Origin of the sequence: Exiguobacterium sp. s166, assembly GCF_018618855.1 — a bacterium.
In the GTDB taxonomy this organism is placed as follows: domain Bacteria; phylum Bacillota; class Bacilli; order Exiguobacteriales; family Exiguobacteriaceae; genus Exiguobacterium_A.
The window spans coordinates 66,297-87,547 of record NZ_JACSMU010000001.1; the positions used below are offsets into that span (position 1 = coordinate 66,297).

16 protein-coding genes are annotated in these 21,251 nt (G+C 46.3%); 1 reads left to right on the forward strand and 15 read right to left on the reverse strand.

Annotation, left to right across the window (positions count from 1 at the left end):
* Both KNP93_RS00370 and KNP93_RS00375 read right to left on the reverse strand, forming a co-directional pair.
* Nucleotides 1–1,434: a RecQ family ATP-dependent DNA helicase gene (locus tag KNP93_RS00370; RefSeq protein WP_188004492.1), complete on the reverse strand. Its 1,434-nt coding sequence runs from the start codon at nucleotides 1,432–1,434 to the stop codon at nucleotides 1–3.
* Nucleotides 1,431–2,444 (reverse strand): YpbB family protein, encoded by a 1,014-nt coding sequence (locus tag KNP93_RS00375; protein ID WP_214852662.1) that lies wholly within the window; start codon nucleotides 2,442–2,444, stop codon nucleotides 1,431–1,433. Before KNP93_RS00375 ends, KNP93_RS00370 begins: the two co-directional genes overlap by 4 nt.
* 292 nt (nucleotides 2,445–2,736) lie before the next feature.
* On the opposite strand from KNP93_RS00375, the gene KNP93_RS00380 reads away from it, so the two are divergent.
* A complete protein-coding gene (locus KNP93_RS00380) occupies nucleotides 2,737–2,985 on the forward strand; it encodes a ferredoxin (RefSeq protein WP_012370689.1) in 249 nt (82 codons plus the stop codon).
* A 102-nt stretch (nucleotides 2,986–3,087) separates the two neighbouring features.
* Here KNP93_RS00380 and KNP93_RS00385 read toward each other — a convergent pair whose 3' ends face one another.
* From KNP93_RS00385 to pnp, 13 genes are all read right to left on the reverse strand, one after another.
* Nucleotides 3,088–4,047: an ABC transporter permease gene (locus KNP93_RS00385; protein ID WP_131502553.1), complete on the reverse strand. Its 960-nt coding sequence runs from the start codon at nucleotides 4,045–4,047 to the stop codon at nucleotides 3,088–3,090.
* Nucleotides 4,047–5,120: an ABC transporter permease gene (locus tag KNP93_RS00390; protein ID WP_131502554.1), complete on the reverse strand. Its 1,074-nt coding sequence runs from the start codon at nucleotides 5,118–5,120 to the stop codon at nucleotides 4,047–4,049. Before KNP93_RS00390 ends, KNP93_RS00385 begins: the two co-directional genes overlap by 1 nt.
* A complete protein-coding gene (locus KNP93_RS00395; protein WP_114595537.1) occupies nucleotides 5,117–6,646 on the reverse strand; it encodes an ABC transporter ATP-binding protein in 1,530 nt (509 codons plus the stop codon). Before KNP93_RS00395 ends, KNP93_RS00390 begins: the two co-directional genes overlap by 4 nt.
* A 65-nt stretch (nucleotides 6,647–6,711) precedes the next feature.
* Nucleotides 6,712–7,785 carry a BMP family lipoprotein gene (locus tag KNP93_RS00400; protein ID WP_131502555.1) on the reverse strand — a complete coding sequence of 358 codons (1,074 nt, stop codon included), beginning with the start codon at nucleotides 7,783–7,785 and terminating at the stop codon, nucleotides 6,712–6,714.
* Nucleotides 7,786–7,917: 132 nt separating this feature from the next.
* Nucleotides 7,918–8,637: a GntR family transcriptional regulator gene (locus KNP93_RS00405; protein WP_012370694.1), complete on the reverse strand. Its 720-nt coding sequence runs from the start codon at nucleotides 8,635–8,637 to the stop codon at nucleotides 7,918–7,920.
* 222 nt (nucleotides 8,638–8,859) lie between these two features.
* Entirely contained in the window at nucleotides 8,860–9,879 is a 1,020-nt protein-coding gene (locus tag KNP93_RS00410) for a BMP family lipoprotein (protein ID WP_214852674.1), read from the reverse strand.
* A gap of 232 nt (nucleotides 9,880–10,111) precedes the next feature.
* Nucleotides 10,112–12,277 carry a DNA translocase FtsK gene (locus KNP93_RS00415; RefSeq protein ID WP_131502557.1) on the reverse strand — a complete coding sequence of 722 codons (2,166 nt, stop codon included), beginning with the start codon at nucleotides 12,275–12,277 and terminating at the stop codon, nucleotides 10,112–10,114.
* Between the two features lie 71 nt (nucleotides 12,278–12,348).
* Nucleotides 12,349–14,013, reverse strand: a complete 1,665-nt coding sequence (locus KNP93_RS00420; protein WP_131502558.1) for a ribonuclease J — start codon at nucleotides 14,011–14,013, stop codon at nucleotides 12,349–12,351.
* 153 nt (nucleotides 14,014–14,166) lie between these two features.
* Nucleotides 14,167–14,829, reverse strand: coding sequence for a M15 family metallopeptidase (locus KNP93_RS00425; protein WP_114595532.1), 663 nt, complete (start codon nucleotides 14,827–14,829; stop codon nucleotides 14,167–14,169).
* Nucleotides 14,829–16,088 carry a lipid II:glycine glycyltransferase FemX gene (locus tag KNP93_RS00430; RefSeq protein WP_131502559.1) on the reverse strand — a complete coding sequence of 420 codons (1,260 nt, stop codon included), beginning with the start codon at nucleotides 16,086–16,088 and terminating at the stop codon, nucleotides 14,829–14,831. Before KNP93_RS00430 ends, KNP93_RS00425 begins: the two co-directional genes overlap by 1 nt.
* On the reverse strand, nucleotides 16,085–17,548 hold the full coding sequence (locus KNP93_RS00435) for a UDP-N-acetylmuramoyl-L-alanyl-D-glutamate--2,6-diaminopimelate ligase (RefSeq protein WP_131502560.1): 1,464 nt from the start codon (nucleotides 17,546–17,548) through the stop codon (nucleotides 16,085–16,087). The genes KNP93_RS00430 and KNP93_RS00435 overlap by 4 nt, the downstream gene beginning before the upstream one ends.
* A gap of 64 nt (nucleotides 17,549–17,612) precedes the next feature.
* The gene (locus tag KNP93_RS00440; RefSeq protein ID WP_214852677.1) at nucleotides 17,613–18,854 is read right to left on the reverse strand and encodes a M16 family metallopeptidase; all 1,242 of its coding nucleotides are present in this window, start codon (nucleotides 18,852–18,854) and stop codon (nucleotides 17,613–17,615) included.
* A gap of 78 nt (nucleotides 18,855–18,932) precedes the next feature.
* Nucleotides 18,933–21,152: a polyribonucleotide nucleotidyltransferase gene (pnp, locus tag KNP93_RS00445; protein ID WP_131972525.1), complete on the reverse strand. Its 2,220-nt coding sequence runs from the start codon at nucleotides 21,150–21,152 to the stop codon at nucleotides 18,933–18,935.
* Nucleotides 21,153–21,251 lie beyond the last annotated feature (99 nt).

A 21,251-nucleotide genomic window follows, 5' to 3' on the forward strand; every position in this document is an offset into this window, starting at 1 on the left:
TTACACTGAAGGACGGGATGAAAAAAAGACTTCTTCTAGCCGACGTTTCCAGTCAAGTTGGTTCACATCGACCTGTATGACGGGTTCGTCCACCGTGAGTGTACCGCAATTGTCACAACACCGGTCTTGTACAACTGGCTTTTCGCCAAAATGCTCCAAGATGAAGGCCCGGCGACAAAACGTATTTTGAATATAATTTATCATTTGCATAAGTTCACGTAAACGTATTTTTTTCCGGTCCTCTTGCCATTCAATAATTTGTGATTTTGTTTTCCCTTCCATAAGTTGACTTTTTAACAATCGATAGGCGGGATCATCCGGTTCGAGATTAAGGCGTTGTTCAATCGATTCAAAAGACTCCCCTTGTCCGCGGGATTGAGTCACTTGATCAACCCAAAGTAACGACGCATATTGTTTATCCACTAAGAATTGTTGAAGTTGTTGATCACCTGGTGCATAGAGTAATACAGCAGTCGAGGGCTGACCGTCCCGTCCCGCTCGTCCGATTTCCTGCATGTAGGCTTCAATCGTAGCCGGCATCGTATAATGAATGACGGTCCGGACATTTCCTTTGTCAACACCCATACCAAATGCACTGGTACAGACCAGACAGTCAATTTCGTCGTGAAGGAACTGTTGTTGAATCAGTTGTCGATCTTCCGGTTCAAGACCGGCGTGGTAATAGGCCGCCTGAGGAACAAACGTCGCGATTCGCTCTGCTTCTTTCCGCGTCGTCGTATAAATGACGCATGGACGATTGGTAGTCTTCAATCGTCTTTTCAACACTGTATCTTTTTCGCTTTGTTCAGTTTGTTCGACAATGAGTTGAATTTCCGGTCGGTTGACGGAATGACGGATCCGGTTGGGTTGTATAAGTGCCAGCCCTTGAATGATGTCCTGTTCGACTTGATTCGTTGCCGTAGCCGTCAAAGCTAGGCAAGTCGGATTACCCAGCTGTTTTCGGATAGACCCCAGTTTTGCATATTCCGTTCTGAACTCGTGCCCCCACTGCGAGATACAGTGGGCTTCATCGACGACAAACAGATTGATTTTGATGTCCGCTAACCGTTGTTGGATTTGCGGGACAGCCAACTGCTCAGGGGACAGATATAAATAACGTAACTGATTCAGGTGGCGTAAAATGTGCTCTTTTTGATCACGGGACTCAAGCGACGTCAACTTGGCGACGGATCGTTCCCCCCGGCGTTTGATTTGCATGACCTGGTCTTCGATCAGCGACAGCAAGGGGGATACAATCAACGTCAGTCCGGGCGTTTGCAGATAAGATGGCAATTGGTAACAAATCGATTTACCTCCGCCTGTCGGCAGGATAGCGACTGTATCATGACCGTCAAGGACCGATTCGACGATTGGACGTTGCCCGTCACGAAATGCATCATATCGAAAGATTCGCTTTAATACTTCTTCCATCATGGACGAGCCACCTTTCTTGCCAGGACGATACGGATTTGAAAATAGTCCATTTCCTGCGTCAATTCGTGTTTAATCCGTTTCAGTGAGAACGTCTGTAACCGTTCAGAGAGTCGGACAACCTCTTCATATTGGGTAGCAGTCACAAATTGTTCGAGTGGAAAAACAGTAGCATACATTGCGATTTCGACGAGATGATCTTCCATCGTACTTTTTTTTAATCGTCGCCTCTCGGCAATTTGTTGAACGGTGTAACCTTGTTTCAGCAACTCCCAGGTCTTTTTCGCAGACTGCGTCATTTTAAAATGATCAATATCGTTTCCTAGAGACAGTATCAGGCCGTCTTCAGGTAATGCCCGTAAACATCTTCGCCAGGCCATCACAAATTCCAACTGTAGCGAAAGCAAGTCCGTTCCCAGCCGTTCACTCAATTGAGGAAACGATAATCCCGTTTTTTGCCCGGATAACCGGTAACTGATGAGAATTGCATCTCGTTCTGTCAATTGATGTAACGCCTTATTCAGTTCTTGATACACAGTCGTTATCCAAACCGACCGTTCGGGTACCTGACGGATTTGTTGTCTGACCCACTCTTTTATCCCACTGTCTTGTTGTACTGGAATAAAAAAAGTGTTTTGATCAAGACAGGCAATCGATTGAATCAACAGACTGATCCGTTTCCACAAATGTATCGGATAACCGCGTAGCTCTCCACCTAAGTCATCCAGTAAAAAAGGCGGAGTGATTTGTGCTCTTCCGGCATCTGTAATCATCAAAGTTTGTTCCCGCTCGATCCAGCCGGCATGTTCCAGCTCCTGTAACAGCTGCTCAAACCGGTCTTTTTTTAATGGCACCATTCCGAAAATAGCTTCCAGTCCGTAAAAATGTGCGTCTTGTAAGGAAGTCGCTGAACGTTTTCCTTGAATCAGATGAAATAAGCTTCGATCTGTCCGTTCATTTTGCAAACGACTGATGGCTTCTAGTACGATTTGTCGTACGATTGTTTTTTCCATGTCAGTCCTCCTTTCCGTCCTGTTGCAAGTTGTTACTGGGATGCCTCGTTCATGTTCAGAATACACCCGACTCCCAATTCGTACATTTGTTCCTATTTTACATTTCCTATCTGATTTACGCTATGTTGAATCTACTAAAGAAACGGAAAAGGCGATTTCACCCCATCGATTGGTTTATTCACATACTTCTACCTCTTCTTCATTGAAATGCGCGCATGAGTCCGATACAATGACTTATAGATGAGAACAGTACTTGGTTTCCAATGTTTTCGAATCGAGAGGAGAATGACCGATGGCTAAATTTACAATTGTTGACAAAGACACATGTATCGCATGTGGCGCTTGCGGCGCAGCTGCCCCTGATATTTATGATTACGATGATGAGGGCTTGGCTTACGTCATTTTAGATGATAACAAGGGAACAGCTGAAATTCCAGAAGCGTTATTTGATGATATGATCGATGCATTCGAAGGATGCCCGACAGATTCTATCAAAGTAGCGGACGAATCATTTGAAGGCGACGCGCTTAAATACGAATAATGTTCGACTCACCGGTCTGCTCTTACAGGAGCAGATCTTTTTTTCGTAAAAAAAATCACTTTCCTACGGCGAGCGCAGAAAAGTGATTTAAGACAGGAAACGTTACCGTTTTCCTTTGATATACGGTACACCGACAGCTTTCGGTGCATCCGCCCGTCCAACGACACCGGCAAGTGCCAAAATCGTCAGCAAGTATGGTGCAATCAACAAGTAGACTTGTGGAATTTGATCCAAAAGCGGTAACTGTTGTCCAATGATCGAAATCGCTTGAGCGAATCCGAAGAATAAGGCTGCGCCCATCGCTCCGAGTGGATTCCATTTTCCGAAAATCATGGCTGCAATCGCAAGGAATCCTTGTCCAAGAATTGTTGTTACACTGAAGTTGAGTGAAATCGATGTCGCGTAAACAGCGCCGGCAAGACCACCAAAACCACCTGAAATCATGACACCGATGAAACGCATTTTCGTGACATTGATTCCCATCGTATCTGCCGCCATGGGATGTTCCCCGACCGAACGAAGACGGAGACCGAATGGTGTTTTGAAGATGACGTACCACGCAACGAATGCCAAAGCAATCGCAATGTACGACGTGTAATAGACGTTAGCAAAAAACATCTTGAGTACCGGGATATCCGATAAAAACGGAACGTTTTCTTTCGAAATCCGGTTCGGAATCGAATCCGTCTGTCCTTTTCCATAAAACGCACGAACAAGGAAAATCGCCAAACCGACAGCTAACATATTAATCGCTACTCCGAGAACCGTCTGATCGGCACGGAATAAAATGGCCGGAATTGCGAGGAACAACGAGAATATGGCTCCGACAACGATGGCAATCAGCATGGCAATCCAAGGACTGGCAGCGCCTAACCCCATCTTCGATAACGTTAAGGCCGAAACGATACCTGAGAATGCCCCCATGACCATCAATCCTTCAAGTGCGATGTTGACAACACCAGAACGCTCACTGAAGATTCCACCGAGTGCTGCAATGATCAACGGAGCCGAATAGGCAAGTGCGATCGGTACGATAATATACAGTACTTCTAAAAAGCCCATTATTTATCGGCTCCTTTCACTTTTTTATCTTCGGGTTTCTTGACCGTGAACTTCTCGATCAAAAGACGGATCGCATAACCCGATGCGACGAAGATGATGATAAATGCGATGATGATTTTAATTAATTCTGGCGGGATTCCGATTTGTTGCATCGAAAGACCACCGATGTTCAGACCCGCAAACAGTAAGGCGGCAAGTACAACCCCAATCGGATTGTTGGCACCTAGTAAGGCAACGGCAATCCCGTCGAATCCGACACCTGTGAATGAAGCATTCAGCGTCATGTTTTGGAATGTTCCTAACCCTTCCATCGCTCCGGCGAGTCCTGCAAATATACCCGAGATGACGAATGAAAGAACAATGTTCTTGTTGACACCCATACCGGCATATTCTGCTGCACTCTTATTGAAACCAACTGCCCGTAATTCATAACCGAGCGTCGTTTTCCAAAGGATGAACCAAAAGACGAGTGCTGCGAGAACAGCAATGAAAATCCCGTTATGCAGACGTGAGAAATCCGTCAATTCCTGCAGGAATGGTGAAGCAAGTGAAGCGGATTCCTTTACTGACTCCGTCCGTTCGTTTTCAATCCCGATGACGTGACGTAAAATATCATTCGTCACATAGAGGGCGATATAGTTCATCATGATCGACGTGATAACTTCGTGCACGTGGAATTTTGCTTTTAAGATACCCGGGACGGATGCCCAAAGCGCTCCAGCAAGTCCCGCACCAATCAAAGCGAGCGGCAAGTGAATCGCTGTCGGGAGGTCAAACTCAATCCCGATCCAGACGGCAACCATCCAGCCGACCAACACTTGTCCTTCCACTCCGATGTTAAAGAGTCCTGTCCGGAAAGCAAAGGCAACAGCAAGACCCGCAAAAATCAGCGGAGCAGCAGCTCGTAATGTTTCACCGATGCTGTAAGGCTCTCCGAATATTCCGTAAAACAATTGATCAAATCCATCAACCGGATTGTAACCGCCAGCCAGCATAACGATTGCACCGACGACCATTCCTAAAATGATGGACAGAATCGGAATCAATATTCCGTAAAAACGTTCTAGTTTCATGAACGACCGACCTCCTCTTTCTTACCGCCGGCCATCAAGAAGCCAAGTTCGATTTCGTTTGTTTCTTTCGGATCAAGGAAAGCAACGGTACGTCCTTCATAAAGAACCGCAATCCGGTCCGACACTTGTAGAATTTCTTCCAATTCAAATGAAATCAATAGAACAGCACGGCCTTTTTCTCGTTCGAGAACCAATTGTTCATGGATGAATTCAATGGCTCCGACATCTAGTCCACGTGTTGGTTGTGCCGCAATCAGTAAGTCAGGGGAACGATCTACTTCACGGGCGATAATCGCCTTTTGTTGGTTTCCGCCTGACAGGGCGCGCGCAAATGTTTCCGGACTTGGAGTTCGGACGTCGAACTTCTCGATTAAGGTTTTTGCTTTTTCCATGACCTGACCGTAGTTCATGATGCCTGCTTTTGAATACGGTTTTTGATAATACGTTTGTAACACCATATTGTGCCCGATCGAGTAGTCGAGGACCAAACCGTGTTTATGACGGTCTTGCGGAATATGTCCGACACCGGATTCCGTCACTTTTCGCGGTTTTAAGTTCTTGATGGATTTGTTATTGAGGAAAATCTCACCGCTGTCTGCTTTACGCAAACCGGTAATAGCTTCAATCAACTCCGTTTGTCCATTCCCATCGATTCCAGCGATTCCGACGATTTCACCGGCCCGGATATCGAGGTTCAATCCGTCTACTGCCTTGATACCGCGACTGTCTTTGACAACTAAATCTTTGATGTCCAGTACAAGTTCTTGTGGAGTTGCCTTGGAATACTCCGCATTGAAGTTTACTTCCCGCCCTACCATCATCTCAGCCAGTCTTGATTGGGTCATTGTTTCATCGATATCAACTGTTCCGATATACTTACCACGACGAATTGTCGTACAGCGATCGGCGACTTCCATGATTTCCTTCAATTTGTGGGTAATCAAGATAATCGATTTCCCTTCAGCAATCAATCGATTCATGATTTGAATCAATTCTTTGATTTCTTGTGGGGTTAAAACAGCAGATGGCTCATCGAAGATTAGAATATCTGCGCCACGGTACAGTGTTTTTAAAATTTCAACACGCTGTTGCATCCCTACCGAAATATCTTCGATTTTTGCATCTGGATCAACGGCAAGACCGTATTGTTCCGAAATTTGGCGGACTTTTTCACGTGCCGCTGCTCGGTCGATTTTCAGACCGGCTTTCGGTTCTGCACCCAAGATGATGTTTTCTGTTACTGTGAAATTTTGAACGAGCATGAAATGTTGGTGTACCATCCCGATCCCCAGATCATTCGCAACGTTCGGACTCGTAATATTGACTTTCTCACCACGTACACGAATCTCTCCAGCCTCAGGCTGATACAAACCAAATAAGACGTTCATCAGCGTCGATTTTCCGGCACCGTTTTCACCAAGTAAAGCGTGAATCTCACCTTTCCGAAGCTGGAGCGTGATGTTATCATTTGCGACGAAACTGCCAAACTCTTTTCGTATGTTTAGCATTTCAATGACGTATTCCAAGAAAATCCACTCCCATGTTTAGTTTAAAAGGGGAGGCCGCAGTACTAGCGACCCCCGCTTCCAGTTTATTTCAGTGACGCTTCGTATTCTTTGTACTCGTCGTCAGTAGCTGGAACTTTGATGTCGCCAGCGATGATTTGTTTTTTGAAGTCTTCCACTTTCGTCAAGACGTCTTTCGCTACATTGTCTTGTGATGGTGCGATATCAACTCCGCCGTCTTTGAGACCGAACTCAACGACTTTACCAGCTGGGAAGTTACCGTCTTTCGTATCTTTTGCTACTTGTTCAACTGCTGTATCTACACGTTTGACCATTGACGTCAATGTAACGTTTTCTGGCATACCTTCTTCAACTTGGTCACGGTCGACACCGATTACCCAAACATCTTCGCCGTTTTTCTTACGGTTTTTCGCTTCTGTGAAGACACCTTGTCCTGTTCCACCAGCAGCATGATAGATGACGTCGACTTTTTTACCGTACATACCTGAAGCAATTGCTTGTCCTTTTTCAGCAGCGTTAAAGTCTTCTGCATATTGAACTTGGATGTCTGCTTTCGGGTTGACGGCTTTAACTCCAGCTTTAAATCCACTTTCGAACTTTTTGATCAAGTCAGAGTTAACACCACCGACGAAACCAACTTTGTCTGATTTCGTTGTCAAACCGGCAACAACACCAACGAGGAATGATCCTTCGTTTTCTTTGAAGACGATTGAAGCTACGTTTGGCTTATCAACGACCATGTCGACGAGTGCAAAGTTGTTGTCTTTAAACTGATCGGCAACTTTACCGATATCTTCTGCCATTAAGAATCCGATACCGAGAATCAAGTCATATTTCGCACGAGCCAATTGCTGAAGGTTCGGTTGGTAATCCGATTGTTTCGCTGACTGGAGGTACTTGTATCCTGTACCTTCTTTTAAGTCGTTGTCTTTACCGAATTTCTGAATCCCTTCCCACGCTGATTGGTTGAACGACTTATCGTCAACACCGCCCGTATCTGTAACCATACCTACTTTGAAGCCTGCTTTTTCGTCTCCGCCGCTTGAATCTTTCGAATCATCGTTACCACCACATGCTGCGAGTACCGAACTCATTGCTAAACCTGTTGCTGCTAATGCGAGAAGTGACTTCTTTTTCATCTGAAATAATCCCCTTTCGAATATGGTCATACAAAGTTCCTGACTACGTCAAGCACCTGAGGCTGGTGATGAGGAGCGTTACGTAGGTAGGTGGGTGGAAAGCGCTTTCAGTGGAACCCCTAAAACGAGTGGTTAGACACGCTTACGGATGACATGGAAATCAAACTTGTCCGCACGGAAATAGTTCGCTGAATAAAGAACGGATCGGTCAAGCTCATCATAATGCGTTTGCCGCAGTACGAGTAACGGTTGGTCCGTATGTAATTGTTCAGCGATCTTTGGATCAATCCGCGGTTCGATGTGCGTGACCGCATGAGTGACACGGCGTCCTAATTCTTTTTCTAGAGCGTCAAACAGTGACGTCGAAGACGTAAACTGTTCTTCATTTTTAATATAATGGCTTGGAATCTTATCGACACAATAGACGACAGGAACATCTCCCGCAAGTCGGATTCGTTCGATTCGATAAACCAGTTCATCCGGTCCTAACTGAAAACGTTCTCGATCACGTTCAGTTGGTTGTACCATTTCTGATGACAGAACTTCTGAGGTCGGAATCATACCTGCACGCGCAATCATCTCCGTGACACTGTAAAGCTCCTCAATCCCTGAAGTAAACGGTGGTCTTGCATTGATAAACGTACCGACACCGTGTTTACGGATGACAATGTTCTCATCTTCAAGAATTCGTAAAGCCTCTCGAAGAGTCGCTCGACTAACGCCAAGTTGCTTTGAAAGTTCAAACTCTGAAGGTAACTTTTCGCCTTCCTTGTAAACGCCGTCATCGATGTCAGACTTGATTTTTTCAATCACACGTAAATAAAGCAAACGATGATCTAATTTAATCGACATGACGCATCTCCATCCTCTATCTAGTTGTAACCAGTGCTCAGACTTCTGACGTATGAGAACTCCAGCCAAGATAAGTATATGATGCCGGACTCAATCCTGCAATCATTTTGTAACAGGTTAGAAGTCTGACTTCTGGCGCTTTTGTAACCCTTTTCATAACGTAAATAAGATTGGAAGAAAATAGGGCATTCTACCTAAGAATACCCCTTTTCCACCTGTCGCTTATTGTTCAGGGACAACTGTTTTTCCTTCAACAACAGCTTTTTTGGCTTGTTCGACTTTTTTCAATGTCTCTTTTGACAGCTTGTCTGACTCTACTAAATCGACACCTTGTTCTTTTAAACCGTAACGAATCGTTTTCCCACCCGTTAGTTTTCCGTCTTTCGCCGCATTGGCTGTATCTTGAACCGCACGATCTACTCGCTTGATGACCGATGTCAACGTCACGTCTTCCGGCATACCTTCTTCTTTTTGATCCCGGTCTACTCCGATGACTGAGACATCTTCGCCGTTCTTCTTACGGTTTTTCGCTTCTGTGAAGACACCGTTTCCTGTTCCGCCGGCAGCCGGGAAAATAATATCCGCGCCTTTTCCGTACATTCCGGCTGCGATTGCTTGTCCTTTTTCCGGTGCTGCAAAATCCTCAGCGTATTGGACGTCAACTTTGATTTTTGGATTAACGGATTTTGCCCCTGCTTCGAATCCGGCACGGAATCGCTCAATGACATCCATCTTCATGCCGCCGACAAATCCGATGTGGTCCGTTTTTGTCTGCATGGCCGCTACAATTCCCGCAAGATAAGCGCCTTCGTTCTCTTTGAACGTAATTGATGTCACATTTTTACCCGGTACGACATTGTCGACGATGGCAAATTGAGTATCTTTAAATTGTTTCGCTACAGTCTCGATGTCTTCGTTAAACGTATTCCCGATTCCGAATACTAAATCTTCCCCGCCTCGTGCGAGTCGAGACAAGTTCGGTTGGTAGTCTTGTTGGGACTTAGACTGAAGATAGGAGTAGCCTTCATTTTGCTTAAGCTGATTTTCTTTTCCGTACGCTTGAAGGCCTTCCCATGCCGACTGGTTAAATGACTTGTCATCGATTCCGCCTTTATCGGCAACCATCGCTACAGAAAACTGTTCCTTTTTATTTGAATTGTTGTCCGCCGAACCTCCACATGCTGCTAATCCGACTGTCGCAATGGTCATCATTGATACGAATGCATACTGCTTTTTCATCATCGCCAACTCCTCTTCCTGTAATGTGAGCGCTTTCATTATCTATTTGTGAAAAAGTCGCTCACGTACCTTTATCGGGTACGCCAACTCATATGACTGAGTATGACAAATATCCCGCACAAAATCAACAGACGTCTGACAACTATTTTGATGAAAACGGTTTAAGTTTTCATTTTTTGATTTTCACCTAAAAAAAGAGGACAAAGCCTCAGGTGGCTCTCTCCTCTTTCAACTGTTAATGCCCCATGACACGACGCGGTTTTGATCCTTCAGACGGACCAATCAAACCATTTTCTTCTAACGCATCAATCAGTCGGGCGGCCCGGTTGTAGCCGATCCGATATTTCCGTTGAATCATCGAGGTGGATGCTGTCTCCTGTGTCAAGATGAACTGAACGACTTCATCGTATAACGGATCGTCGACTTCCGTCTCCCCTTCTGGAATATCTTTAGGAATCATAGCCTCGACATATTGTGCCTTTTGTTGGGAAATGACATGATTGACGATTGTTTCGACTTCTTCATCTGACAGGAATGCTCCCTGGACGCGAACCGGTTTATTCATTCCGTTCCCGAGCAATAACATGTCCCCTCGTCCGAGCAACTTGTCTGCCCCACTTGTATCAAGAATCGTCCGGGAATCCGTCCCACTGGAAACGCTGAAAGCAATCCGGGACGGGATGTTGGCCTTGATGACGCCGGTAATGATGTCGACACTTGGCCGTTGTGTCGCGATGACCATGTGGATCCCGGCTGCCCGCGCCATCTGAGCGAGCCGCATGATGGCATCTTCGACTTCATTTGAGGCAACCATCATCAAATCGGCTAACTCATCAACGATAACGACGATGTACGGCAGGCGTTGATGGACTTTTTCCTCTGCGTTCATCTTATCGATCAAGGCATTGTAGCCTTCGATATTCCGCGCCCCGTTCTGACTGAAGATTTCATACCGCCGTTCCATTTCCGAAACGACCTGTTTTAAAGCCTGTGCCGCTTTCTTCGGATCTGTCACGACAGGTGCGAGCAGATGGGGAATTCCGTTATAGACATTCAGTTCGACCATCTTCGGATCAATCATCATCAGCCGGACTTCATCTGGCCGGGCCCGCATTAAAATCGAAACAATCATTCCGTTGATACAAACAGATTTCCCGGAGCCGGTTGAACCGGCGACTAAGACATGCGGCATCTTATTCAGCTTCGCTGTGACCGTCTCACCGGAGATGCTTCGACCAAGCGCAACAAGTAAGCGATCCGGGTCTGCTTGAACGCTCTCCGCCCCTAAGACCTCTCGTAAAGAGACCATCGCGACTTCCCGGTTCGGCACTTCGATTCCGACGGCAGCTTTTCCGGGAATCGGTGCTTCAATCCGGATATCTTTTGCTGCGAGCGCAAGTGCCAAATCATCGGCCAGTCCGGTGATTCGACTCAGCTTGATACCTTGATCCGGTTCAATCTCATATTTCGTCACACTTGGCCCAAGATGGATTTTTAAGACTTTTGCTCCAATTCCAAACGACTTTAACGTAGCAATCAGTTTCGTCGCATTGTCTTTTAAGCGCTTGTTTTCCCCTGATAAGTCTTTTGTGACGGGTTCTGACAGTAAATCAAGCGACGGCAATTGATACCCGTCCGGTGTCTCCGTCATCGTCAGCGGTCCTTGTGGGTCTTTCGCTTGTGGTTCGACATGATCCGCAAATCCGATGATTGGTACATCTTGAAGATTGACCGGTGCTTCTTCCGGGACGAGTTCTTCGACGGCTTGTTTTTTCAATGTTTTCTTTTTAGCAACCGGTTGTTCTAGCGCTTCTGACTGGGTTGGTTTCTTTTTCTGAGGACGTTCTTTTGCTACTGTCTGTCGCTCGCGTTGCCGGAATTCCTGAATTCGTTCCTTGATCCCGAACGCCAGTTCACTGAAAAATGTCGGCTGAAGCAGATGAATTCCTGTCACCATCAGAAATAAACCGATCATAAATGCCCCAAAACTGGAGATATAATAAGAGGAACCTTGATACAGCCATGCATTCATGGCCCCACGCGGTTGACCAAGTAGCAAATCAATCCAGATTAAGCCACCTAAAATTAAGGAAGACCAGGCCCATTTGGCTACCCGTTCTTGGTTTGATAAGATCAGTAACAACATTCCGCCAATCAAACCGTACAGAAGGGAACCAAACTGTCCCACCTGATCTGTTGCGAATTGCGCCAGTACTTCACCGACACGTCCAAACTGTCCAAGTGCTAAAACGTACGCCAGCAATGAAAGAACCGCGATGATTGCTGCATATGTACGGTATTGGATCGGTTGACGCTGTTTTTTCGCGGGTGGCCGTTTTTTCGCCGGGATGCGCTTTCGTGGCGGTGTTTTCCGGACCGGTCCTTTTTTTGTTGTCGCCATCTTTCTCTGACCTCCTGATAAAAAAACGACTCAGCTGACCATCCATCGGCCTCCCTGAGTCGCTCCTTTTGTTAAATTTCCATGATGATCGGTAAAATCATCGGACGACGTTTCGTCTGTTCATACAAGTATGAACTTAACTTGTCACGAATCAATGATTTCATTTCTGTCCAGTCGAGCTCACCAGTCAATTTACCTTGCAGTTGCTTGGCAACGATACGGTTGGCTTCATTGATCATATCTTCGGATTCGCGCATATAAACGAATCCGCGGGAAATGATTTCTGGCCCGGAGACAATCGTTTTATTTTTTCGGCTGATGGTAATCACACAGAGGACAACACCGTCTTGTGACAACAGGCGACGATCACGTAAGACGATGTTTCCGACATCCCCGACACCGATTCCGTCAATCAGGACGTTTCCGGCGTTCACTTTACGTGACATCCGGGCTTTCCGTTTTTCAAACTCGACGACATCCCCGTTTTCGATGATGAAGATGTTGTTCGCATTGACACCAACCGTTTGTGCTAAACGGCTGTGTGCCTTTTGCATCCGGAACTCCCCGTGGATTGGAACGAAGAATTTCGGTTTAATCAAGTTCAGCATCAACTTCAAGTCTTCTGCGTGTCCGTGACCGGATACATGAACTTTCCGCTGATTGTAGATGACGTTCGCACCGGCGCGGAACAAGAGATCAATTGTTTTCGAAACGGATTTCTCGTTTCCGGGAATCGGTGACGCTGCAACGACAACGGTATCGTTTAAGCGGATGTTGACCTGCTTATGCGCGTTCCGTGCCATGCGTGTGAGAGCTGCCATCGGTTCACCTTGCGACCCCGTCGTTAAAATCACAACTTGATTATCATCAAGTCGAGTGATTTCCGACAGTTCGACCAACGTTTTTTGTTTAAAGCGCAAGTAGTTCAAACGTTGAGCGACCTCCACGATATTGACCATGCTACGACCGACAACCGCAACTTTCCGGTTGTTGGCTTCTGCCGCTGCAAAGACCTGTTGCAGACGGTGAACGTTTGATGCGAAGGAAGCTACGATGACGCGACCTGGTGCCTCATAGATGACATCGTTCAGTTCCGAACCGACCGTTGATTCTGAGCCGGACATACCAGGACGTTCGGCATTCGTCGAATCAGATAACAGACAGAGGACACCGCGCTGACCGATTGCGGCAATCTTCCCGAAATCAGCTTGTTTGCCGTCGACTGGTGTGTAGTCAAATTTAAAGTCTCCCGTATGGACAATCGCCCCTTGCGATGTTTGGATACATACCCCGACTGCATCCGGAATCGAGTGATTAACACGGAAGAACGTAATGAAGTGACCTGCTACGGTTAATTTCGTCTTGGCATCAATTGGACGAAGATCTGCCTTTTTCAATAAACCGGCTTCTTTTAATTTAATTTCAATCAAACCAAGCGTTAAACGTGTTCCATAAACCGGTACTTTTAAGTCCCGTAAGACATAACTGAGGGCACCAATGTGGTCCTCATGTCCATGAGTAATGAAAATCCCTTGAATCCGCTCTTTGTTTTCTTTTAAATAACTAATGTCTGGAATGACTTTATCGATTCCAAGCATCTCATCTCCTGGGAACATTAACCCGGCATCGATTACGAAGATGTCCTCGTCGAGTTCGACGACGTACATGTTCTTACCGATTTCACCGGCGCCACCAAGAGCAAAGACGCTTACTTTTTCCGTCTTTTTCTTTGACACGATATGACCTCCTATTTATATTCACTTTTCGTGAGCCGTCCACTTATCACTATCACTATTCTAGCCGAACTTTGCCATTCTGCCAACAACAGGGATGGTGAAAACGAAAAAAAACATCGTGTGACCACTCTTTCGGTCCACACGATGTTCGTTTTACGGATTCAACAGCTTCTCGATTTCCTCTGTTCGGTTTGCTTTTTCCTGTCTGCTCGGTTTCTCGCCTGCTTGAAGCTCGTTCAAGGAATAACCGAATGTCATCTCGAAGTGCGGATAATCGACAAATCGTTTCCAGTCGCCGCCCCATTCAAAGCCAAGCGCTTTCCCGACAGCAGCCACCTCACGCCAGTCACTTTTACCTGATTGATTTCCGTCGTATTCTAAATCGTAAGAAATATCTCCGTCTATCATTTGAACGAAGTCAATCGCTAAACCATAATTGTGCATCGATTCTCCGCCGCGCGCGTTGGTTACTACGTCTCCTGCTTGTGAGCGGCCTTGTTCATACAGTGCATCCTGCTGTTTTTTTGTCCGATATCCTTGTGTGATCCGGATATCAATGTTGTAGCAGGAATGACTGAGACGAATCAAATCCTCCGCACCGGTACGGACTGCCGGATGAAGTTGCTTCAATTGATTGGCACTGTCGTTAATGAGACGGTTCTCGCCGGCACGGTCTCGTGGACAACTTTCCAGCCCTAACTCCGGCTGATCCATCAAAATGCTTGGCATTCGATTAGTAGACGCGGCAAGAAAGGATCCGATGGCAAACATGACCAGCAGGAACAAAATCCAGATGAAGATTGTTCCCCGTTTCATTAGCGGCGTAACTTCTTCCGAATTTTTTGAAGAATCGGCAATCCTGTTTCAAGCAACAGATATAACGGCTTGTTCAGGACATAGTCGAATTCTCCGATTTTTTCAATCATTTCACTGCCCCAACCTGACTTAAAGGCATAGAGACCCGCATAATGATCGTCCGGATCCGTTGATCCACTCACACCGCCAAAGTCATATGAAATGGCTCCGTGCGCTTTCGCATGACGCATCATCGTCCATTGCATCAAGTGGTTCGGCATGAATTCACGGTATTCGTTTGACGAGGCACCGTATAGGTAATACGACCGGCGACCGGCAAGCGTCAACAAACCGCCTGAAAGAATCACTCCGTTTGGATGTTTTGCCGCAATCGCCATCAGTTCAGTTTTCGATTTCTCTGCCTTTTCAATCTGAGCAGTCGTCTGTTCGAGTCGATTATTCAAACTGTTGATTTTTTTTTCGACCGTTTCTTTTTCCAGCTGACGGTGGATTTTCGTTAACTCCTTATCTGCTTGTAATAAGGCTGCTTCCGTATTTTCAAGCGCCCGGACGACATCCAGTTTAGTTAAAAACAATGCCGCATCTCCAGTCGGACGAAGATGATCGTAAAGATTTTCAAAGTAATCGAGACCGCGAATCGAAAACCCATCACGTTCTCCTGTTTCGACCATCAGGTTCGCAAATGTTTTTAACTCTTCCCGCGATGCTTCGTAACAAACAATCCCTTTTCGTTCGGCCAAACGGACATTATAACGAAACTTGGAATGGAAACGGTCAAAGATTTCTTTTTCCGACCCTTCAAGACTCGTCTCCATCGTAAAGCGCGGTTGCGCATAATCAAATCCGCCTCCGAATCCGTTGTGCTTAAATCCGAGTTCCTTCATTTCTTGAAGCAAGTTCGGATATTCCGTCCGGTCGACGTTCGGATCGAGTTTAATCGTAATCGCTTTTCGTTTTTTTGCGACTCGAATCGCTGCATCCCGTAATGCCGCAACGGCTGACTGATCTGTATAATCAACGACAAATCCGCGTGGAGCATAACATAACGTAAACGGTAATTTCGGAACTTTTTTAAACAATAACAATGCGACCCCGACCAGCTGACCGGTTGACGTTCCGACCGCAATCCGTTCATGCGTCCAGCCAGTTGCTGCCTTGACGGATCCCCAAGCAGGTAACTGGAGAAGATCTCCTTTCGGGTGGGTTTTTACAAACTGTTCAAACTGCGCCTGTTCAATTTCAAGTTGTTGATAAGTCACTTCTTTTCCTCCAATTGGCGTATCATCTCTTTAACGAGTACCTCTTCGTCGAGGGGTGTCTTCTCATCCCCAATGATTTGATATTTTTCATGCCCTTTTCCTGCTAGAATAACGATGTTGTCCGGTCGAGCAAGACTCGCTGCGTAGCGGACTGCTTCTTCCCGGTCTCCGATTTCAACGAATTGATCGTGAAGCATCCCGGATGCGATTCCGGATGTGATGGACTCATACGATTCAAAACGGGGATCGTCCGTCGTGATGACGACTGTTCCCGCGTACGTTGAGGCAAGTTGTCCCATCATCGGCCGTTTGGTCACATCCCGATTTCCGCCTGTTCCAATTAAAAAGACGATATTTTCTTTTGGAACATCAACTAATGCTTTCAAACATTGTTCGATACCATCCGGCGTATGCGCATAGTCCACATAAATGTTGTAACCGTCAATCGGCAAACGTTGCATCCGACCTTTTGCCGGCTGAATCTGAGTGATCGCATTCGAAATCTCAGTTAAACTGTAGCCGATTGAAAGAAGGATGCCTGTGGCAAGCAGTAAGTTATAGACGTTGAATCGACCGATGAATTGAACAGTCAGTTCGACCGATTGTTCCTGATAAACCATCGTAAATGTTGTTTCCTGAAGCGTTTGTGTAATATTTGTAGCCATCAAGTCGGCCGATTGATCAATCCCGTATGTCATTACACGGGCACCCGTCATCATCTCAAATAACTGACTGATCTCATCATCTGCATTCAAGACTGCGACTTTTTTATCGGATAGCCGTTGCCCGAGTTGTGCAAAGAGCAATCCTTTTGCCCGTGCATAATTCTCGAATGTTTTATGGAAATCGAGATGATCGTGTGTCAGGTTCGTAAACCCAGCCACGTCAAAATCTGTTCCGGTCACCCGTCCGAGCTCCAATCCGTGTGAAGAGACTTCCATGATGACGTCTTCGACGCCTTCTTGGTGCATTTGATGGAAAAAGGCTTGCAGTTCCGAACTTTGAGGTGTCGTATTACGACTCGGGACGACCCGGTCACCAATTTTGACTTCGACGGTACCGATGATTCCCGTTTTCCGTCCCAACTGGGCCAAGACATCACGGACGATCGTCGTCGTCGTCGTTTTTCCGTTCGTTCCGGTGATTCCGATCATCCGCATCTTTTCAGAAGGATAATCATAAAACTTACCGGCAAGTTCTGCCATCGCCCGGGTCGTACTTCTGACAAGAATGACAGGAATCGTCACATCGAGCAAGCGTTCTGACACGATGGCGACAGCCCCCTGTGCTTCGGCCTGTTTGGCATAATCGTGTCCATCCACTGTATAACCTTTAATGGCGACAAATAACGTACCTGGCTTCACATCACGTGAATCGGTTGTTAAAGACGTCACGACTGCCTCTACCATACGTTCCGTTTTTTGAGTCTGAATGACTTCGATTAGTTCAGCTAAATTCAAGGGTATTCCTTCTTTCTCAACAACTTGTTTTTCAGTTACATGCTATTTCAGTGTAGGGTAAGGTTCACTCGGTTTCAAGGTCTGCCTCATCGATTTCCGGCAAGATGTAAGCTTTAGCCGGTGGTTCACTAAAGATATACGCAATCATTTCCTGAACGTTAGCAGGCGTAATCTGTTCCACTTCTGCCAGTACATCTTCTAGCGTCGGATGCATTCCTAAATGGAGTTCATTCCGGGCATTACGGTTCATATGACTGGATATACTCTCATTTCCTAAAATCAACGATCCTTTTAACTGCTCGATTCCATCTTCTAGCTCTTTCGTCGTCAGACCATGTTCGAGCAGTTGTTTGATTTCCGTTGAAAGAACGGTTTCAACTTCTTCCAGCGTTTCTTTTGATGTTCCGACATAAATCGTAAACGTGCCATGATCATCGAATGTCGTATAGTACGAAAAGACGGAATAGGCTAATCCACGGTCTTCGCGAATCGATTGGAACAGGCGGCTCGACATCGTCGCTCCGAACGCATTATTGAGTAAGGCTAACGTCGGCAAACGATCATCAGCAGAAGGGATTGCTCGGAAGTTATAACAAACATGGACTTGTTCCGTGTCTTTTTCTTTCCGCAACGAGTCACTTTTCAAAGTCGGTTCTTCAATTTGGCGGACGGTTTCACTTGTCTGCAGTGTATTGAACCGATTTTTAATTTGTGTTATCAATTCATCCGTCACATGCCCTGCAACCGAGATGACGATTTGTTCCGGTGCATACGCTTCCTGCAGGTACTCTACAATCATTTGACGGCTCAGTTGCTTGACGCTTTCTTCCGTACCGAGAATCGGTCGGGCCATGACGTCTTCCCCGTAAGCGGCCACTGCTAACAGTTCGTGCACCAAATCATCTGGTGTATCTTCGTACATTTTAATTTCTTCAATCACGACCCGCTTTTCTTTTTCCAGTTCCTCTTCGTCGAACGTCGACTCCAAAAACATGTCAGCGAGGACATCAAACGCCGTGATGGCATGTTCATCCAATGTCTTTACATAATAACAGGTCTGATCTTTACTCGTGAATGCATTAATATTACCACCCAAGCGGTCAAAATAAACGGCAATTTCTTTTGCCGATTGTTTTTTCGTCCCTTTAAACATCATGTGTTCAATCAAATGGCTGATGCCATGTTCTTCTTTGGTTTCCGTCCGGGAACCGGCTTTGATGAAAATACCGGTTGCTACACTCCGGGCATTCTCGATCCGTTCACTGACGATTCGAACCCCATTCTCTAATACAAGTCTTTCGACCATCGTTCATTCCTCCTTGAAATATGAAACAAGGTGGCCCGCGGTGCACGTATTCGCACCGTTGAGCCACCTTTGTTTTCATTAGTTACGACGCGGTGGACGTTGTCCGTCACGTGGTGGGCGAGATCCAGTATCCCGACGCGGCGGGCGGCTGTCACGCTCTGTTTTTTTCTTTTCATCGTATGCAGCACGATCTTCCGCACTCATACCTTCAACAAGCAATACTTTATGCGATGCATTGACACGTCCTTTGTCATCGACTTCTGTGACACGGACTTTCAATTTATCGCCTAATTTGACGACATCTTCAGTTTGGCCAACACGCTCAAGTGCTAATTCCGAGATGTGTACAAGAGCATCTTTTCCTTTGAATAGTTCGACGAAAGCACCGAATTTTTCGACGCGGCGAACTGTCCCGTCAAATTCTTCTCCGATGACGACTTCACGGACGATATCTTCAATCAACTGACGAGCACGATTGATGCCGTCTTGATCCGTTGACGCGATAAAGACTGTTCCGTCTTGATCGATATCGATTTTAACACCCGTCTCATCGATGATGCTGTTGATGACTTTACCGCCGGGTCCAATCACATCACGGATTTTATCCGGATTGATTTTCAATGTGACGATTTTCGGTGCATATTTAGACAACTCGACACGTGGTTCAGCAATGACTGAATTCATGTGTTCAAGGATGTGTAAACGACCGAGACGCGCTTGTTCAAGCGCCTCTTCTAAAATTTGACGCGTAATTCCGCCAATCTTCATATCCATTTGAAGAGCAGTCACTCCGTCTTTAGTTCCTGCGACTTTAAAGTCCATATCGCCGAGATGATCTTCCATCCCTTGAATGTCTGTCAGGATCGAATAGTTTTCGCCTTCTTTAATCAAGCCCATTGCAATTCCGGCGACCGGTGCTTTCAGCGGCACACCTGCATCCATCATCGCAAGGATTGATCCACAAATCGATGCCTGTGAAGACGAACCGTTTGATTCAAGAACTTCTGACACGAGACGAATCGTGTAAGGGAAATCTGTTTCTGATGGAAGAACTGGTAACAGTGCACGTTCCCCGAGTGCTCCGTGACCGATTTCACGACGACCCGGTGCACGCATCGGACGAGCTTCTCCGACTGAGAACGGCGGGAAGTTATAATGGTGCATGAAACGTTTTTCTGCTTTGAGTCCAAGTCCATCGATGATTTGCGCATCTCCTGCGACACCGAGCGTCGCAACAGACAAGACTTGTGTTTGACCACGTGTGAACAAACCTGAACCGTGTGCACGTGGTAACAATCCGATTTCCGAGTCAAGCGGACGGATTTCAGCAAGACCACGACCGTCTGGACGGACTTTGTCTTCTGTAATCAAACGACGTACTTCTGTTTTGACGAATTTGTTCAAGACACCCGATACTTCTGCCAATTGCGCTTCCGTAATCGAGTCATCTGCTGCGTACTGATCGATATATTTCGAAATGACTTCGTTGATGGCAAGATCGCGTGCTTGTTTTTCTTCGACTTGAACCGCCATCGTCACTTCTGCAAGTGCATCAGCTTTCAAACGGTTGACAAGTGTCTCGTCAAACGAAGAAACCGTATAGGCGAATTTCTCTTGACCAACGGCTGCGACGATTTCTTCTTGGAACGCAATCAATGTCTTGATGACATCATGTCCGAGAAGAATCGCTTCAAGCATCGCTTCTTCCGACACTTCTTTTGCTCCGGCTTCGACCATGTTGACCGCATGTTTCGTTCCGGCAACTTGAAGGTCGATATCACTTTCAGCTGCTTGACTCATTGTCGGGTTGATGATGAACTCACCGTTCACGCGACCAATCGTCACGCCGGCAATCGGACCATCAAATGGAATGTCTGAAATCGACAAGGCAATGGAAGCCCCGATCATCGCTGCGACTTCTGGTGAATTGTCTTCATCTGAAGATAAGACCGTCGTTGCAACTTGGATGTCATGACGGAATCCATCTGGGAACAAGGGACGGATCGGACGGTCAATCAAACGTGATGTCAAAATCGCGTTTTCGCCCGGACGTCCTTCACGTTTTAGGAAGCCACCCGGAATCTTACCTGCTGCATATAATTTTTCTTCATAGTTCACTGTTAATGGGAAGAAATCTAAGTCTTTCGGTTGTTTTGATGCTACGACCGTCGCAAGGACTGCCGTCTCACCGTAACGGATCAATGCTGCTCCGTTTGCTTGTTTGGCCAGTTGACCGATTTCAATTGTTAATGGACGTCCACCGAGTTCGGTCGAAAACGTCTGCTTTGTTTGTGACATGCACAAATCCCCTCTCACTTCTATCCGTTTTTTCATTCAAATCTAATTATGGATGTTCTTGCGCCAAATGTCCACGAATCGGCAAAAAAAAGAAGCAGG